Consider the following 17,729-nt stretch of genomic DNA (forward strand, 5'->3'; position numbering starts at 1 on the left):
GCCTTTCTGGGCCACAGCTGAAACGGTGGCTAGCCCACCGCAGTGCCCCTCCCTGGCCAGCTCGGCCACAAGGGTGCTGGCTCACCTCGGACGAGAGCGTGAGCCAGCATCGGGGCGATGCCGCTGAAATGGCCTAAAACGGTGCTGAAGTGGCCTACTTTTGAGAGCTTTAATGGCCTACTTAAACTTGACGAAACACAGCCAAGATCGCCCTGCAGGACTCCACCGACCTGCGCCTGGCCGCCCTGGCCGGCGAAGGATACGTCCCGGCCAGGAGGGAAGTCCGGGACGGTGGGCGCAAGCTGACCGCCCGCGAGTTCTGGGAGAAGTCCGCCTACCTGGCCGACTACCAGGAGGCCGGCAAGGAAATCCACAAGATGCCCGATGACTGGACCAAGGCCAAGCTGGCCGGGGACTCCTCCGGCGGGTACCGGCGCACCGTGCTGCGCACCTACAAGGGCTCGGGCATTGAGCTGCGCATGCCTTCGGCCACCGCCATCAAGGAGTTCGCCAAGGCGATCAACGACGAGGTGCTGGACATCCCGATCGAAATGAAAACCGCCTCCGGCGCGACCCTGCACTCGTGGGTGCGCGCGGTAAAGACCGCCAGCGGCGAATGGCAGACCACCACCCTGGGCAAGCACGGGGCCAGCTCCGGCGGCCACCAGGCGGCCGAAGCGGTCGCAGCCGTCCTGGAAGCCCGTCGCCCCACCGTCGCCCTGGAGGAGGTCGGCAACCTGCTGGACCGCCGACGGGAGAAGAGCGCGCGCACCGGCACCCGTTCCGGAGGCAAGTCGCTGTTCGGCGGCGCGTACAAGGACATCGCCTACGACTCGGTCACCAAGATCCTGTCGGTGAACTACGTGGGCAAGGTGATCGGCCGGCTGGTCGAACCGCAGGTGGCCAAGGAGTTCCTGAGCTCCACCAACCCGCACGCCACCTGGAACAAGTTCATCCGCCCCGCGGTCAACGTGTGGGTCGAGGAGTGCCCGGAATGCCGCCGCCGCTACTCGATCGACGCCAATCACACCTGCCCGGTGGAAATGAGCACCGCCTCAGGCAACCTGACCGACGCCCGCCGCCGCGCCCAGCGCACCTTCCGCGAGTCCGCCGTCGTCAAAAGCCTGCTGGGCGGGAAAAAGAAGCCGACCAAAAAGTGACATCCGTCAGCCGAACCCGTGCATAGAAACCTTCGAGGGCACTGAAACAGCCCCGCGACGAGAGGAACACTATGAGGATCATCGGCCTGACCGGTGTCAAACGCAGCGGCAGATTGCTGTTCAACCGCATTCTTATTGTCGAAATGTGTCCCTTGGCCGTTTAATCCCGTTCTACCATGCGCCGTTTTATCCGGGCATAATGGAAATTATGAGCGCGGAGCTACTAGCTGTGAACCAAATCAGCGATATCCTTGCACGATGTCCGCATCTAAACCCCGTTATCACTACCAATGACAAGACATTGTTGACCGATGGGTACATTGACCTACATGACGATGAAAATTACAAGAAAGCCACCTTCCGAGGACGAGTAGACGTCCAGGTCAAAGGCCGCCGCGTTTCAACTAAGACGAAGATCAAACGGTCGTTCTCAATATCCACGGAAGACTTGAGGGGCTACATAAAAACCTCAGGGGTCTTGTACTTCGTTGTTTTTCTGATTGGTGACACGAACCAGCGCAAACCTTTCTATATCATTCTGAATCCTTACAAGATTCAGGATCTGCTCGACAAGGCAGGGTCCGACAAGAAAACAGTTTCCATTCTGCTTAAGAAGTTTCCGTCAGAAGCTAATGCGGTGGAAAGGATTGTAAATTTCGCTCTGCAGACTAAGAAGGAATCCCCAGAGTTACGACTTGACGCCGCGCTACTGAAACAGCCAGGCGAGCTCACGATTTATACCGACGGCGCATTAGACCTTAGCGCCCCCGTCACATTGAAGTATTCCGAGATCGATTACACGCTGGAATACAGTTCGGACGCAATTGCCGCGGCCCCGTTGAAAGCTGAATTCGTGATCGTTCCCGAGTCGTACATTGGAGAACGAACCGACCTGACTGTTAGCTGCGGCCCGTTCACTTTCCACGGTCCGGTGCGTCGTCGAATCGACAAGGAAACCGTGGAATTGCAGCTAAGCCCTGGACTCAGCATTCGAAGAACTGAAACCCCAGATCAGCCCGTTGGATCAATCACTATATCCATGCAAAACAGCCTGCGAGGCCGGTTCAACGACTTAGGGTTCCTGCTTGCGTGTCAGGAGCGTGGCAATTTTAGAATCAACGACGCAGAAGTAGGGGTGGAACTGCACCCCACCGGCCAGGATCAAGAACTCCAAGAGCATTTTGCGTATCTACAGACCCTACACGAGCTGTTTGGCTACCTCGGAACTGACCCTGCACTTGTAGACCTCGATTCGCTGATCGACAGGCGAGGAAAGCAGCTTGTACAGTTGCATCACGCCCTTGTAAAGAAAATCGAAGTTCCACAGGATTTCGACCGATCGGGCCGAGTTTACCAGCCTGTCGGGTCATATGGCGTTGAATTAATCGCTCTTCACGGTGAGACACCCGGGTTGTGGTCATATCGAGACCTTTTTGCCCCGGACCTGAACCGGCAATTCATCATGCAATACGATGATGCGAACACCGGCACCGAAAAGCTGTGTCGCGTAACCCCTTACGAAATTGTTGAAGCCGACCGACTCCCATCGGTGCTGAATTTACACCTGGACCGCATCGTGGAGGCCTATGCGTCAATCTCCGAGTACCCCGAAACGATGGAACTGGCAAACCAGACGGTTCTCAATCTGATCCGAGCCGCGGACAAGGATGAAGCCCGCAAACAAGGATTTCTCTCCGCTTCCAAGAATCTTAATCAGTGGCTGATTTCTAGCCAGGGCGAATTACCCCATCACGCAATCAATCGATGGCAAATCAAATTCCGGAACTCGGTTCTGACGCCAGAAGACTTAGACGGTATACGACTTTTGAAGCGCCGAGCGATTCGTGGAGAATTCGACAACGCAGCTCTCTTCGAGGTCGCTTGTGCAATACTTCTTGCCGATCACGAGGAAGCTCAGCATTGCTTCAATCTACTTTCCAATGAAGACCAAGAACGAATCCAAAACTGGCCTATATGGGCGTTAGCGGACACCCTGGCAGATCTCTCATGAGAGCATCAACGACGCATATCGTTACTAACACTATTGTCGCAAGGAAATCATGTAGCTAATCTTTATCGGTGGAGCGCATACATGTGTCGACCACGCCGGAAGAACCGGCTTTGGACGAAACGAGAGTATAAAACTTCCGATGCGGGGTACGTCACGAATATCGTGCCCGCCGAGGAGGCCGCTGGGCACTGCCATACCAACCAGCGGCGCCTCCACAAACCGTCGAGTAGGTGACTCCCATTGACGAAGAATAACTCAACTCACTGGAACAGTGCACAGAAAAACCCCGGGAACATGCGGCATATGGCACGTTCACCGGGGTTGGTGAGAGCCCCCTACCGGATTCGAACCGGTGACCTTCAGTTTACAAGACAGACGCTCTGGCCAGCTGAGCTAAGGAGGCGTACCGAATAAGAATATCGGAACTGCCACCGGCGGGCGAATTCGCCCCTCACAGCGCCAGCCGAAAGCTGCCCTCTTAACGGCCGAAGGGAGCCCGCGTCATAGCGGACTCCCCACGGCTTCTTAGGTGCGAGATCAATACGGGATCCTACCCGATCCTCCCGCGAACCCCCAAGAGGTTAGGCGTTGGCCTTCATGGCCGCTTCGACCTGGGCCACAAAGTCATCCTGGCCCAGCACGAATTCCTTGTCCTGGACAAAGATCGTCGGGGTACCGGCGATGCCGTCAGCCTGGGCGGCTGCGGTGGTGTACTGCACGAACGGGCGGAAGTTGCCGTCATCGATGCACTTGGAGACGTCCACGCCCTTGGACTTGGCCAACTCTGCCAGCTGGGCATTCTTCATCTCGCCCTGCTCGTAGTGGGCAAAGACGCCCTCCACAAAACCGAGGTAGGCCGAAGGGTCGGCATCGGCAACGCAGGCCATGGCGTTGGCCGCACGTGAGGAGTAGTTCGTGGCCGAACCACGATCCAGGTAACCGACCATGCGGTATTCCACGGTGACCTTGCCATCAGCCAGCCACTGGTGCAGCTGCTGGCCGTAGGTCTTTTCAAAGTCCGCGCAGTGAACACAGTTCGCATCGGCGTAAATGGTGATGTTCACCGGTTCGCCCTTGGCCCCCACCTTCAGGTCGCGCGGCTTGGGTTCCGCACCCTGCTGTGCTTCGCCAGCGTTGTTGACATCCACGTTGACTTCGGAAGTTGAGGCGAACTCGGTGTCCGAAACCAGGGTGATGCCGCCGGCGGCGTTGCCGCCCTTCGGAGCCGTCCCCGAATCGGCGACCTTGCCGCTTTGGTTCTGCAGGATCAGTACGACCACCAGCGCGATCACCACGACCACTGCGGCGACGACGCCCAGCTTGACGAACAGCGACTTGCGCTTCTCCGCCGCTTCCTGGGCAGCTCGGATCTGCGCGGCCTTTTCGCGCGCGCCGGCCTGCCGTTCAGACTTGGACGGCCGGGGGTTTGTTGAAGACATATTCTCTGAGTCCTTGCTCTGCGACAGACTGAATCCGAGACAATCCTAGCCAATCCGTTGGCGCAAAGTCGCGCCGATGGCGCCCTTGAGAGCGCTTCACAGCACTCACTTATGCTTCCCAAATATGCCGCTCAGCCGGCAGCGCGGATCCGTCGCCAACTGGAGACACAAATATCCATCCAAGTTTCCTTAGTCACATTGATTCACTAGGCTCATGAGGCAATGGGGTCCCCGACGTTAGTAGAATTCGTCGTGGAACCATCGTGCGCAGATGAATCACCGAATGCGCGAATCACGACATTCAGGAGGTCAATCGTGAGCCAGGACGCTGAGATCCAGATCCCGGATACGGACTATGATTTCGTGGTGGTCGCCAACCGTCTGCCGGTTGACCGCATCACCAATGAGGACGGTTCGCCAGGATGGCGCCGCTCCCCCGGTGGGCTGGTGACGGCATTGGCTCCCGTCATGGCGGCCTCCACCGGCGCCTGGGTCGGGTGGCATGGCGCCACCGACGAGGTGCTGGAGGATTTCGACAAGGACGAAATCCACATGGTGCCGGTTCCGCTCTCCGAAGAGGACCTGCAGCTGTACTACGAAGGCTTCTCCAACTCGACCCTGTGGCCGCTGTACCACGATGTGATTGTGCCCCCGGAATACCACCGCACCTGGTGGGAGAACTACCGCAAGGTCAATCGCCGCTTTGCCGACGCGGTGCTGCGGGTGGCAGCCCGCGGCGCGACCGTGTGGGTGCACGACTACCAGCTGCAGCTGGTGCCCAAGATGCTGCGTGAGGCCCGCCCGGATCTGCGCATCGGGTTCTTCAACCACATCCCGTTCCCGCCGGCCAGCTTGTTCTCCCAGCTGCCCTGGCGCCGCCAGATCCTGGAGGGCCTGGCCGGAGCCGACCTGGTGGGCTTCCAGCGCGAAACCGACGCGGCAAACTTCGTGCGCGGGCTGCGCCGCTACACCAACTACTCGGTCAAGGGCCATGAGGCGACCCCGGATGCCTCGCACAGCGTTCAGAACGTGTGCCGCGCCGCCGCCCACCCGATCTCCATCGACACCGCCGATGTGGCCGAGCTGTCCAAGGATCCGCAGATCCAGGAACGCGCCCGCCAGATCCGTGAGGGCCTGGGCAACCCGAAGACCGTGATGCTGGGTGTGGACCGCCTGGACTACACCAAGGGGATCCGCCACCGCTTGAAGGCCTACGGGGAGATCCTGGCCGACAAGCAGCTCAAGGCCGGCGAGGTCTGCCTCATTCAGGTCGCCAGCCCCAGCCGCGAGAACGTGGACCGCTACATCCAGCTGCGCAACCAGGTCGAGCTGATGGTCGGCCAGATTACCGGCCAGCACGACACGCTCAGCCACACCACGGTGCGCTACCTGCACCATTCCTACCCGATGCGCGAGATGATTGCCATGTACCTGGCGGCCGACGTGCTGCTGGTGACCTCGCTGCGCGACGGCATGAACCTGGTCGCCAAGGAGTACGTGGCCGCCCACCAGGACGGCAAGGGCGTGCTGGTGCTCTCCGAGTTCACCGGCGCGGCCGACCAGCTGACCCAGGCGGTGCTGGTCAACCCGCACGACATTGACGGGATGAAACAGCGTATTGTGGATGCCGCGAACATGTCGCCGCAGGAGCAGTCACGGCGTATGCGCCGGATGTTCCGCCACCTGGAGGAGCACGACGTAATGCGGTGGTCGAACAAGTTCCTGGAGGAACTCGCGGCCATCAAGTCGCGCGTCAAGGCCTAACCGGTCTGGCGGCCCGCGATAGAACAGACACATGGACAGAAGCATGGATGGATCATTGGTCTCAGCCCTTAGCCCCGAGCTGCGTCGGGCCCTCACCGGCCTGTCGGGCACTTCACCCCTGGTGATTGCCCTGGATTTTGACGGCACCATGTCCCCGCTGGTGGACCGCCCGGAGGATGCGCGACCGCTGCCTGCCTCCGCCGCTGCGGCCCAGCTGCTGGCCGGGCTGCCCGGGGTGATCACCGCCCTGATTTCCGGCCGTGACCTGCGCTCCCTGGAGGCCGTCTACCCGGCGCCGCGGCCCCAGGTGCTCATCGGCTCGCACGGTGCCGAGCGGGTTCTGCCTGAATTCCTGAACACCGACGCCCAGCACATTGACCTGGATGCCCAGCAGGAGCAGCTGCTGCAGGACACCACCCAGATCCTGGGCGAGATCTCCGATGCCTTCGACGGCACGTCGCTGGAGTACAAGCCGGCCTCCACGGTGCTGCACATCCGCCAGGCCGACCCGGTCACCGGGCAGGCCGCTCTGGATGAGGCGTACCGCCAGCTGCAGGCCGTTTCCGGGCTGCGGTTGTTGGCCGGCAAGGCGGTGCTGGAGGCCAGCGTGCTGAAGACGACCAAGGGCCAGGCCCTGCAGTGGCTGCGCACCGTCACCGGCGCCCAGTCGCTGATCTTCGTGGGCGACGACGTCACCGACGAAGACGGCTTCAACGCCCTGGGTGAGGGGGACCTGGGAATCAAGGTCGGGGCCGGTCAAACGGCGGCGCATTTCCGGATCGACGCTCCGGCGGATCTTCCCGAACTGCTGGAATACCTGGTCGAGCTGCGCAGCTAGCCGGCGCGAAGATCCAGCTCCCACGGGTGGTGGTGCACCGGGTGCACCCCACCCTGGGCTTTTAAAGGCGCTCTTGCGCTGCGGACTGCGGGGAGGTTAAACAGGCGAGGCCCCACCAGCTGGTGGGGCCTCTAGCCGTTCAAATATTGTCCGGCGGTGTCCTACTCTCCCACACCCTCCCGAGTGCAGTACCATCGGCGCAGTGGGTCTTAGCTTCCGGGTTCGGTATGGGACCGGGCGTTTCCCCCCACGCTATGACCGCCGTAACTCTAGCCCTCGCGGTTTCCCGCGGGAAGTTTCGGTGTTCATCGCGATCGCGACAACCAGATAAACATATCAAAGAGGGTTTGGCCCTGTCCATTTCACGGCCCGCCCGGGGCACGTGAACTGCGCTACACCCGCAGCGGGTCTCGCATCCGGTCCCTGGCTAGGCGAGGGTACGGTGCCCGGAATCCAGCCGGCGCGTCCACCCACGTCCATCCAGGTATTCCAGCAGCGGGATGGCCACCCGCCGGGTGGTGTCCAAAGCCTGCCTGGCCTGGCTGGTGGTGAAGGGCTGGGGCAGGGTCGCGAGCGTGCGCATGGCCTGGGCCGGGGCCAGCGGCAGCAGTACGATGCCCTCGCCAAGCCGCAGCAGCCGGCCGGTGCGTTCCGCGGCCGCCAGTTCGCGGGGACCCAGGCCCAGGGCCTGAAGTTCGCGGGCCTCCGGTGCGGCGAAGGGGGTTGCCGCCAGGGCGTGCTCCACCGCCTGGATCCCGGGTTCGGCCGGCCCCAGGTCCGCTGGATGCCCGGGCAGGGTGATGAACCCGGCCCGGTGCTGCAGCCCGGCGGCGTCGATCACCTGCTGCAGCAGCTCCGCTCCGGCCTCCCCCAGCAGGTTTTCCGCCGCCCCACGCGAGAGCCCGGGCGCCAGCGGGTCATCCTGGAGCAGCTGCTGTACGGCGGCGCGCAGGCGGCGCTGCCAGGCGTCGAACACCGGGGCGTGCACCCACCATTGGCCTTGCTGCAGCACCCCGTCGGGTACGGCTTGCACTGCGCGCACCCCCATGCGTTGCAGGGCGCTGCGGCGCACGGCACCGCGCCGGGCCACTTCCAGCGCCGCGTCCCCGTCCGGCTCCATCCCGGCCAGCTGCGCTGCGCGCCGCGCGGCGGCGCCCCGCCGCTGCAGGGCCGGAGGGTCCACGTCCAGCACCTGGGCGCCGGCGAACACGGAGCGGCTGCCGGTGGTGCGCAGCACCAGCCGGTCCCCCAGCTGCAGCGGCAGCGCCCGGGCCAGGATCAGCCGGGCGTGCCCGGCATCCAGCGGCCGCAGCCGGCAGCCCAGGCTCACCGTGCCCAGGTGCAGCTGCACCTCTTCGGGCGCGGTGGTGAGGTCCGCGCCCATGGTGCGCCGCACATCCACGGTGTCCACCAAATCCCAGGCGCCCGGGGTGAGCAGCACATCCCCGCGGTGCACCTGCTCGGCGCGGAGGCCGGAGCGCAGGTTCAGCGCCACCCGGTTCGTGGCGCCCACCGCGTCCACCTCCCGGTTGCGGCTGTGCACCGCGCGCACGGTGACCTGGTGTTCGCCATTTTCCCCCGCCAGCACGAGTTTGTCGCCGCTGGCCAGCTGCCCGGCCTGCAGCGTGCCGGTGACCACGGTCCCGGCGCCGCTGATGCTGAACGAGCGGTCGATCCACAGCCGCACCCGGGCCTCGGGCTGCGGGTGGGGCAGGGAATCCAGCAGCCCGTCCAGCGCGGTGCGCAGCTGGGGCAGCCCGGCCCCGGTGGGTGCGCAGACCGGGAGGATCTTTGCCTCCGCCAGCCCGGTCCCGCGCAATTCGGCACGCACCTGGTCGATTACCGTCTGAAGCGGCGCGCCGGCACGGTCGGTGCGGGTAAGCACCACCAGCCCGTGCTCGATGCCCAGGGCCTGCAGCACGTCCCGGTGGTCCGCGGACTGCTCCCGCCAGCCCTCGTCGGCGGAGACCACGAAGCACACGGCGGGCACCGGGCCGAGCCCGGCCACCATGTTGCCCAGGAAGCGTTCGTGCCCGGGCACGTCCACGAACGCGACCTCCCTCCCGGAGGGCAGCTGCGTCCAGGCGAAGCCCAGGTCAATGGTCAGCCCGCGGCGGCGCTCCTCCGCCCAGCGGTCCGGTTCCATGCCGGTCAGCGCCCGCACCAGCGTGCTTTTGCCGTGATCCACGTGCCCGGCGGTGGCGACCACGGACACCGCTAGCCTCCCCGGCCGTTCGCGGCCGCGTGGGCGGCCAGGGCGGCACGCACCGCCGCGGCCAGGTGCTGGTCCTCGGACTGCGGGATGCAGCGCAGATCCAACAGGCACGCGCCCTGGTGCACCCGGGGCAGCACCGCCGGGTCACCGGTGCGCAGTGCGGCGGCCAGCTGTTCGGGCAAACGCAGCGCCCAGCCGGGCAGCGGCACCCCGGGCGCTCCCCCGCCGCCGACCCGGCCGTCGTGTTCCACCACGTCCCCGCCCACGGCCCGGGCCAGGGCCTCGGTGCGTTCGCGCAGCCGGTCAGGGTCGGCGTGCAGGGCCGCGTGCACCGGGGTCGGTTCGGCGTCCAGGCTGGCTTCCAGGGCCGCGAGCAGCAGCTTGTCCGCCCGCAGCGCCCGGGCCAACGGGTGGCGGGCCAGGCGGGAGATCACCTCGGCGCGGCCCAGCAGCACCCCGGCCTGGGGGCCGCCAAGCAGCTTGTCCCCGCTGGCGATCACCACGTCGGCCCCTGCCCGCAGCGCCCCGGCGATGTCCGGTTCCTCCGGCAGCGCCGCATTGGGCTCCAGCAGTCCACTGCCCAGGTCCACCACCAGCGGCAGGTGGTGTTCATCGGCCAGCGGACGCAGTTCGGCCACCGACACTCCCCTGGTGAACCCACCGATCCAGAAGTTGCTGGGATGCACCTTCAACAGGCACCCGCCCGGCCCGGCGGCCGCGGCGGCGGCGTAGTCCTGCAGGTGAGTGCGGTTGGTGGCCCCCACCTCGCGCAGCGTGGTCCCGGTGGACTGGATCAGCTCCGGCAGCCGGAACCCGGCCCCGATCTCCACCAGCTCACCACGGCTGATGATCACCTCACCGGCACCGGCCAGCACGGTGGTGGCCAGCAGCAGCGCCGCGGCCCCGTTGTTCACGACCAGCGCGTCCTGCGCGGCCGGGCAGGCGCGCAACAGGGCCTGCACGGTGCCGGTGCCGCGCTTTGAGCGCCGTCCGGAGGCCAGGTCCATTTCCACGTCCACATAGCCCGCTGCCGTCACCAGCGCCTCACGGGCGGAGGCGGAGAGCGGCGCGCGGCCCAGGTTGGTGTGCACGATGATGCCGGTGGCGTTGAGCACCGGGCGCAGGCTGGTGGGCCGGTGCCGGGCCAGCGCCGCGACCACCTGGTCTTCCACCTCTTCGGGGGCCAGGTCCCCGGCCCGGGCCTGGTCCTGCACCTGGCGGATGATGCCGCGCACCAGATTCGGACCTAGGCGCTGCTCGGCGCGGCGGATCGGCTCGTGGGCCAGCAACCGGTCGGTGCGCGGGATGAGTCGGCGCGGGTCGGTGGTACCCACGGGCCCCCTTCCAAAAGTCTGTGGAGCGTTGGCTGTTGGCGGAAGCGGACGGGAATCGAACCCGCCAGACCGAGATGCTCGGTCTCACCGGTTTTGAAGACCGGGGGGCCCACCAGGACCCGGACGCCTCCGTGATCATGCTAACACCGCCCCGGGTCCCGGCGGCGCCGGCACTCAGCCTGCTGTTCATTCCCGCCCCGGCCACCCTGGCAGCCGGCTTCACATCCGGCCATCATTTCGCGCGGGAGTCCGGGATATGTGCCACGATGTGATGGAGCTCATGACCTCCCGCATCGATGTGCCACCGCAGGGCGCACCGGCCGCGGGGCAATGGGCGCACGAACCAACACCTGGATGGGAAGGGGAACACGGGATTGCGGCGGCCGGCTGCCGCCGGACCAATCCCGGAACACGTCATGGAGAAGAACACCACCCTGCACAACGGCGCCCCGCACGCGGATCAGGTGCGGCTGACCGGCTACGCCCACGGCGGCGGCTGCGCCTGCAAGATCCCGCCCGGCGAGCTGGAGGACGCGCTGTCCGGCCTGGTCGGACAGGGGCACCCGGATGTGCTGGTGGGCCTGGACGGCGGGGATGACGCCTCGGCGGTACTGGTGCGCCCGGATCTGGCGGTGCTCTCCACCGCGGATTTCTTCACCCCGGTCGTTGACGACCCCTACGACTGGGGGCGCATCGCCGCCGCGAACGCGATCTCGGACATCTACGCGATGGGTGGCCGACCGGTCAGCGCGATCAACCTGGTGGGCTGGCCGCGCGACGTGCTGCCCATGGAGCTGCTCACCGAGGTGCTGCGCGGCGGGCTGGACGTGGCCGGGGAGGCCGGATGTCCGGTCACCGGCGGGCATTCGGTGGATGACCCGGAGCCGAAGTATGGGATGGCGGTCACCGGCATCGCCGAACCCGAGAAGCTGCTGCGCAACGACGCCGCGGTGGCCGGGCTGCCGCTGACCCTGACCAAGCCCATCGGGCTCGGGCTGCTGAACAACCGCCACAAGCAGACCGGGGAGGTCTTCGAGCAGGCCATCGCCACCATGGTGCAGTTGAACCGGGACGCCTCCCAGGCCGCGGTGCTTAGCGGGGCCCGCGCCGCCACCGACATCACCGGCTTTGGGCTGCTGGGACACCTGTTCAAGATGTGCCGGGCCTCCGGGGTGGGCGCCGTCATTGACCGCGCCGCGGTGCCGCTGGTGGAGGGTGCCGCGGAGGCGCTGCGCGACGGCTACATTTCCGGCGGAACCCGCCGCAACCTGGACTGGGTGCGCCCGCACCTGCGCGCCGGGGCCGGGGTGAGCGAGCAGGACCTGTTGCTGTTGGCCGATGCGCAAACCTCCGGCGGCCTACTGGTGGTCGGGCAGCTGCCCGGCTACCCGGTGATTGGGCATACCGTGCCCGGCAGCGGAATTGAGATCCGCTAGCCGGCGGTGGTGATCGAATCGTGCACGATGCCGGCCCTACGGCGGGCGGCGAGCCGGCGCTTTTGCGGTTCGATCGTGTAGCGCGGGTCCTGGGCCGCGGCCAGCCCGGCACGCAGCACCCCGAAGCGGGTCAACGCCGAAGCCGCCAGCAGTGCGGCTCCGGAGCCCGCGGCCAGCCAACGGCTGCGCCCGGCCACCGCGGCGCCCACCCCACCGGCAATGGTCAGCCGTTCGCTCCATTTGAGCAGCCGGCCCGGCCCGTCCAGCTCCAGCGGCTCGGCGGCCACCGGGTCCATGTTGCGTTTCATCACCCGGGTGGCAACCAGTTCCCCGGCCGCCCCCATGGCGGCCAGCGCGCGTGCCGGGCCGGCGTGCTCCGGCGCGGTGGTGAGCATGCCCAGTCCCCCGGCGGCCAGGCTGGCGGAGCTGACGAACACGAACGGCAGGTCCTGCCGGGCCGCGTTCCAGGTGGGGTTCGCGGTGTCCGAGAGCAGCACCGCGGTGTAGGCGGCCAACGGGGTGGCCAGCACCCCGGCGCCCACCCCGGCCGGTGCCTCCAGGGCCTGCAACACGCGGCGCAGCGGCCCCAGCGGCAGCCGGGCCGCGCTCATCCGGTCCACCTCGGCGGCGGCCGCCACCCCGGCTGCGGCGCTGAATGCGGTCAGGATCCAGGAGCCCAGGCTCATCGGGGAGCTGGGCTTGATGGTGCGCAGCATGTGCAGGAAGCGTTCGGGCCGCCCCAAATCCGCGATCAGCGCCACGCTGCCGGCCCCAATCGCGCCGAACGCGGCAAGCCGGCTGTTGCGGCACAGCTCGCGCCGGCCACTGAGCTGGGCCCCAACCCCCAGCAGCGCCGAACCTCCGGCCACCCCACCCAAAAACAGGTAGATGGCAATCGGGCTGCCCCACGGCGGCGGCTTGATCACCGGCTGGCCGTAGTAGGAGGCGAACGTGGCCTCGGGCACCACCGGCACCTCCCCGCGCCCACCGGCTCCGGCGCGTCGCCGCTTGCCACCGCGGCGTTTGCGGCGTTCGGGCTCCGGGGGCCGGTAGCTGTCGAAATCCGAGACCGTCATCGGCGTCCTCCCAGCACAAACGCGGCGGCCGCCCCGGCCAGCATCCCGGCCGCGGCCAGCCCGGCCCGCTTGAACATCTGCGGCAGGTCGGCGGTGGGAACCCGTGGGTCCGGCGGCAGCCCGTAGACCTCGGGCTCATCCAGCAGCAGGAACACCGAACCGGTGCCGCCCACCCCGTCCTGGCTGTTCGCCCCGTACAGCCGAGCCTCGGTCAGCCCCTGTGCGTGCAGTTCGGCGACCCGGGTGCGGGCGGTGTCCACCATGTCCTCACGGGTGCCGTACTTGATGGAGGTGGTCGGGCAGGCCTGGGCGCAGGCCGGGGTCTGCCCGTCAATGATCCGGTCATAGCACAGCGTGCACTTTTGGGCCACGCCCACGTTCTGGGTGCCGGCCTGTTCCCCGGGGGTGAAGTCCCGTTCGCTCTTGGTGCCCACCACCCCGTCGCTGCGCCGCTCGATCACCCCGAACGGGCAGCCGGCCACACAGGTGCCGCACCCGTTGCAGATGTCATCCTGCACCACCACGGTGCCGTGTTCGGTGCGGAACAGCGCCCCGGTGGGGCACACGTCCAGGCATCCGGCGTTCGTGCAGTGCTTGCACACGTCCGAGGACATCAGCCAGCGGAAGTCCGAGGTCTCCGGTGGGGTGGTGTCCACCCCCTGCAGGTTCTGCCCGTTACCGCCGGGCGGGCCGATTCCCGGCATGCCCAGGCTGACCAACGCCCGCCCGGACTCGCGGGCAGCTTCAATGTGTTCGCGGTTCTGCTCGACGAACGCCACGTGCCGCCAGGTGTCCGCGCCCAGTTCCCCGGTGTTGTCATAGGAGGATTCCAGCAGCTCGTACTGCGAATCGGCCGGATTGCGGTTCCACTCCTTGCACGCCACCTCGCAGGCCTTGCAGCCGATGCAGATCGAGGTGTCGGTGAAGAACCCCTTGCGCGGGTAACCGCTGTGCCGGGTGTGCTGCGGTGATTCGGTCAGGTGGTTCACATTAGCCTTCCCTCGTCGTGTCGTTGCCGTGCTCGGCCCCGGTCTCTGGCGCCTGCTCGGGCGGCGCACCGGTGACCTTCTCGCTGCCGGTCTGTGCCGTTGCCCCGGCGCGCTGCTGGTATTCGGCGATCAGCGCCAGCAAGGCCGGTCCGCGCGGACGGCGTCCCGGGATGATGTCGCAGGAGCCGGCCTTGGATTCCTGGATCTGCACGTTCGGGTCCAGGGTGACTCCCAGCAGGTCGTTGGCCGCGTCCCCGCTGACCACTGAATCACTGCCCACACCCCAGTGGTAGGGCAGTCCGACCTGGTGGATGACCTGACCGGACACGTTCAGCGGCTTGACCCGCTCGGTGACCAGCACCCGGGCTTCGATGGCCGAACGCGGGGAAATGATCGTGGCCCAGCCGTACGGCTCCAGTCCGCGTTCGGCGGCCAGCTGCGGGGAAATTTCGCAGAACATCTCCGGCTGCAGCTCGGAGAGGTAGGGCAGCCAACGGCTCATCCCGCCGGCCGTATGGTGCTCGGTCAGCCGGTAGGTGGTGAACACGAAGGGGTACACCTCGGATCCCGGGGCGCCGGCGCTGGGTGCGCTGAGGTTGTCATCGCGCGGGTAGACCAGCCGGGCCGGGTTCTGCTGCTGGCGGTACAGCGGGTTCGCGACCGGGGATTCCTGCGGCTCGTAGTGGGTAGGCAGCGGACCGTCGACCATGCCCTTGGGCGCAAACAGCCAGCCCTTGCCGTCGGACTGCATGATGAACGGGTCGTCACCGGCCAGCGCAGCGGGCCCGCCGATCGTCGGGTCCGGGCGGCTGCCCGGGGCGCGGTCCACCGGGAAGTCCGGGACGTCCTGCCCGGTCCAGCGCTGCTGCTGCTCATCCCACCAGATGATCTTCTTGCGTTCACTCCAGGGCTTGCCTTCGGGGTCGGCCGAGGCCCGGTTGTACAGGATGCGCCGGTTCGCCGGCCAGGCCCAGCCCCACTCCGGGGCCAGCTCGTTCTGCTGGTCGCCCGGGGTGCGGTCCGCGGCATGGTTGACCCCGTCGGCGTAGACCCCGGTGTAGATCCAGCAACCTCCCGAGGTCGTGCCATCGGCGCGCATCTGGGTGTAGGTCTGAAGCGGTTCACCGGCCTGCGGCCCGCTCAGGTGCCGACCGTTGATCTCGGCAAGCACCGCCTCCGGATCCGGCTCCTCGTCTTGCCCCGGGTAGTCCCAGGTCAAATCCAGCAGCGGCCGGTCACGTTCGTCGGTGGACCCGGCCAACTTCTCGCGGATGCGTGTGCCGAGCTGGTAGAAGAAGTCCAGTTCGCTTTGCGCCTGGCCGGGCGGGGCGATCGCCTGGTGCCGCCACTGCAGCAGCCGCTGCGTCTGGGTGAAGCTACCGGCCTTTTCCACGTGGGTGGCCGCGGGCAGGAAGAACACCTCGGTTCCGATCTCCTCGGTCTTCAGCTCGCCCGAGGCAATCTCCGGCCCGTCCTTCCACCAGGTTGCGGATTCGATCAGGCTCAAGTCGCGCACCACCAGCCACTTCAGGTGGGACATCCCCATCCGCTGCATCCGTCCGTGAGCGGAGCCGACGGCCGGGTTCTGCCCGAAGATGAAGTACCCGTCCACCTCGTCATCGAGCATGCTCATCACGGTCTGGTAGGTGCCGTGGGGTCCGTTGATGCGCGGCAGGTAGCCGTAGCCCCAGTCGTTCTCCTCGGTGGCGGCCTCGCCCCACCAGGCCTTGAGCAGGCTGACCGTGTAGGCATCGGCGTTGGCCCAGTACCCCTTCTGGTCCGGGGAGGAGATGCTGTCCAGGTATTCGTCCAGGTTCTGCAGTTCGGCGCTGGGCATCGGCAGGTACCCGGGCAGCAGGTTGAACAGGGTCGGGATGTCCGTGGAACCCTGGATGCTGGCGTGACCGCGCAGCGCCATGATCCCGCCGCCGGGCCGGCCCATGTTCCCCAGCAGCAGCTGCAGGATCGAGGAGGTGCGGATGAACTGGGCTCCCGAGGAGTGCTGGGTCCATCCCACGGCATAGGCAAAGCAGGTGGTGCGGTCCCGGCCGGAATTCTCGGTGACCGAGCGGGCCAGGTATTCGAAGTCCTCGGCACTGATGCCGCAGGTTTCCTCCACCATCTGCGGGGTGTAGCGCGCATAGTGCCGCTTGAGGATCTGGAACACACTGCGCGGGTGCTGCAGCGTCGGATCCTGCTCAAATTCGGGGCGTTCCAGCGTCGGTCCCCCACTACCGTGGCTGTGCCCCACGGCGCGCTGGGAGGTGTCGGCCCCATGCTCATGGTCGTTGGAGCCATCCTGGCCGTCCCCGTCATCGGATCCCTTGCGCTGGTAGGCCCAGGAGGACATGTCGTACTGTCCGGTGTCCGGGTCGAAACCCGAGAACAGGCCGTTCAGGTCCTCGGTGTCCTGGAACTCCTCGCTGACCAAGGTGGCGGCGTTGGTGTACGCCTGGACATACTCCTTGAACCACAGGTCGTTGCTGATCACATAGTTGATCAGTGCGCCCAGCAGCACGATGTCGGATCCGGCACGGATTGCGATGTGCTTGTCGGCCACGGCACTAGTCCGGGTGAAGCGCGGGTCAACGTGGATGACCTTCGCGCCCCGGGCCTTGGCTTCAGCCACCCACTGGTAGCCCACCGGGTGGCATTCGGCCATGTTCGAGCCCTGAATTACAATGCAGTCCGCATTGGCCATGTCCTGGAGTGTTTGAGTGGCGCCTCCCCGCCCAAATGAGGTTCCCAAACTGGGAACGGTGGCGGAGTGTCAAATACGGGCCTGGTTCTCCAGCTGCACTGCGCCGGCAGCGGTAAATAGTTTCTTGATGAGGTAGTTTTCCTCATTGTCGAGGGTGGCGCCACCCAGGCCGGCGATGCCCATGGTGCGGCGCAAGGCCCGGCCCTGCTCGTCGGTGTCCTGCCAGTGGTTGCGCCGGGCTTCGAGGAAGCGTTCGGCCACCATGTCGATGGCGGTGTCCAATTCCAGTTCCTGCCAGTCGCTCGCGTAGGCAGGCCGGTAGAGGACCTTGGTCTGCCGCCCGGGCGCGTTGACCAGCTGTTCGCTGGCCGAACCCTTGGGACAGAGCCGACCGCGGGAAATTGGGGAGTCGGGGTCGCCTTCAATCTGCACGACCTTCTCGTCCTTGACGAAGACCTTCTGGCCGCACCCAACGGCGCAATACGGGCAGACGCTTTGTACTACTCGATCTGCAGTGGAAGTGCGGGGGGTGATCTCTTTGGTCCGCTGGGACATGACGGCTTCGCCGCGACCGAGCGGATCGCTCGATCGGAATTGCCGTACGACCGGCCAATTCAAGAAGCTAAACCCTGACATGCGTCCACCATAACCGAGATCACAAAAATGCGGCAAGGAGCTTTGCGCTGGTGTCCAGCTTCCGGAAAGTCGTGTAGTCGTAGGTGTGGCGGCCGGCTAAAGCCAACGGCTTAAACAGGTGAGGCTCCAA

The 17,729-nt window shown here is 66.1% G+C and carries 11 protein-coding genes, 2 tRNA genes and 1 rRNA gene; 5 read left to right on the forward strand and 9 right to left on the reverse strand.

Going from position 1 to position 17,729, the window contains the following annotated elements:
* Nucleotides 1–377: 377 nt before the first annotated feature.
* Both FDN03_RS05500 and FDN03_RS05505 read left to right on the forward strand, forming a co-directional pair.
* Nucleotides 378–1,160, forward strand: a complete 783-nt coding sequence (locus FDN03_RS05500) for a hypothetical protein (protein ID WP_138174880.1) — start codon at nucleotides 378–380, stop codon at nucleotides 1,158–1,160.
* A 208-nt stretch (nucleotides 1,161–1,368) separates the two neighbouring features.
* On the forward strand, nucleotides 1,369–3,171 hold the full coding sequence (locus tag FDN03_RS05505) for a hypothetical protein (RefSeq protein WP_138174882.1): 1,803 nt from the start codon (nucleotides 1,369–1,371) through the stop codon (nucleotides 3,169–3,171).
* A gap of 329 nt (nucleotides 3,172–3,500) precedes the next feature.
* Here the strand turns inward: FDN03_RS05505 and FDN03_RS05510 are convergent.
* A tRNA-Thr gene (locus FDN03_RS05510) sits at nucleotides 3,501–3,574 on the reverse strand.
* A gap of 178 nt (nucleotides 3,575–3,752) precedes the next feature.
* On the reverse strand, nucleotides 3,753–4,610 hold the full coding sequence (locus tag FDN03_RS05515; protein WP_138174884.1) for a thioredoxin domain-containing protein: 858 nt from the start codon (nucleotides 4,608–4,610) through the stop codon (nucleotides 3,753–3,755).
* A 315-nt stretch (nucleotides 4,611–4,925) separates the two neighbouring features.
* On the opposite strand from FDN03_RS05515, the gene FDN03_RS05520 reads away from it, so the two are divergent.
* A complete protein-coding gene (locus tag FDN03_RS05520; protein ID WP_249354314.1) occupies nucleotides 4,926–6,374 on the forward strand; it encodes a trehalose-6-phosphate synthase in 1,449 nt (482 codons plus the stop codon).
* Between the two features lie 31 nt (nucleotides 6,375–6,405).
* On the forward strand, nucleotides 6,406–7,212 hold the full coding sequence (otsB, locus tag FDN03_RS05525) for a trehalose-phosphatase (RefSeq protein ID WP_246049694.1): 807 nt from the start codon (nucleotides 6,406–6,408) through the stop codon (nucleotides 7,210–7,212).
* A 148-nt stretch (nucleotides 7,213–7,360) separates the two neighbouring features.
* Here otsB and rrf read toward each other — a convergent pair.
* From rrf to FDN03_RS05545, 4 genes are all read right to left on the reverse strand, one after another.
* Nucleotides 7,361–7,478: ribosomal RNA gene (gene rrf / locus FDN03_RS05530) — 5S ribosomal RNA — on the reverse strand.
* A gap of 161 nt (nucleotides 7,479–7,639) precedes the next feature.
* Nucleotides 7,640–9,427 carry a selenocysteine-specific translation elongation factor gene (gene selB / locus FDN03_RS05535; protein ID WP_138174888.1) on the reverse strand — a complete coding sequence of 596 codons (1,788 nt, stop codon included), beginning with the start codon at nucleotides 9,425–9,427 and terminating at the stop codon, nucleotides 7,640–7,642.
* Between the two features lie 2 nt (nucleotides 9,428–9,429).
* Nucleotides 9,430–10,761: an L-seryl-tRNA(Sec) selenium transferase gene (gene selA / locus FDN03_RS05540; RefSeq protein ID WP_138174890.1), complete on the reverse strand. Its 1,332-nt coding sequence runs from the start codon at nucleotides 10,759–10,761 to the stop codon at nucleotides 9,430–9,432.
* Nucleotides 10,762–10,797: 36 nt separating this feature from the next.
* Nucleotides 10,798–10,892, reverse strand: a tRNA-Sec gene (locus tag FDN03_RS05545).
* A 285-nt stretch (nucleotides 10,893–11,177) separates the two neighbouring features.
* Between FDN03_RS05545 and selD the strand changes: the two genes are divergently transcribed.
* Complete coding sequence (gene selD / locus FDN03_RS05550) at nucleotides 11,178–12,197, forward strand: selenide, water dikinase SelD (RefSeq protein ID WP_138174892.1); 1,020 nt, start codon at nucleotides 11,178–11,180, stop codon at nucleotides 12,195–12,197.
* Here the strand turns inward: selD and nrfD are convergent.
* The 3 genes from nrfD to fdh are packed head-to-tail and all read right to left on the reverse strand — an operon-like array spanning nucleotide 12,194 to nucleotide 17,599.
* Nucleotides 12,194–13,273: an NrfD/PsrC family molybdoenzyme membrane anchor subunit gene (gene nrfD / locus FDN03_RS05555; RefSeq protein WP_138174894.1), complete on the reverse strand. Its 1,080-nt coding sequence runs from the start codon at nucleotides 13,271–13,273 to the stop codon at nucleotides 12,194–12,196. The genes selD and nrfD overlap by 4 nt on opposite strands.
* Nucleotides 13,270–14,262, reverse strand: a complete 993-nt coding sequence (locus tag FDN03_RS05560; protein ID WP_138174896.1) for a 4Fe-4S dicluster domain-containing protein — start codon at nucleotides 14,260–14,262, stop codon at nucleotides 13,270–13,272. The genes nrfD and FDN03_RS05560 overlap by 4 nt, the downstream gene beginning before the upstream one ends.
* 1 nt (nucleotide 14,263) lies before the next feature.
* A complete protein-coding gene (gene fdh / locus FDN03_RS05565; RefSeq protein ID WP_171021138.1) occupies nucleotides 14,264–17,599 on the reverse strand; it encodes a formate dehydrogenase in 3,336 nt (1,111 codons plus the stop codon).
* Nucleotides 17,600–17,729: the final 130 nt, after the last annotated feature.

The sequence above is a fragment of the Glutamicibacter sp. V16R2B1 genome (genome assembly GCF_005774635.1).
Lineage (GTDB): Bacteria > Actinomycetota > Actinomycetes > Actinomycetales > Micrococcaceae > Glutamicibacter > Glutamicibacter creatinolyticus.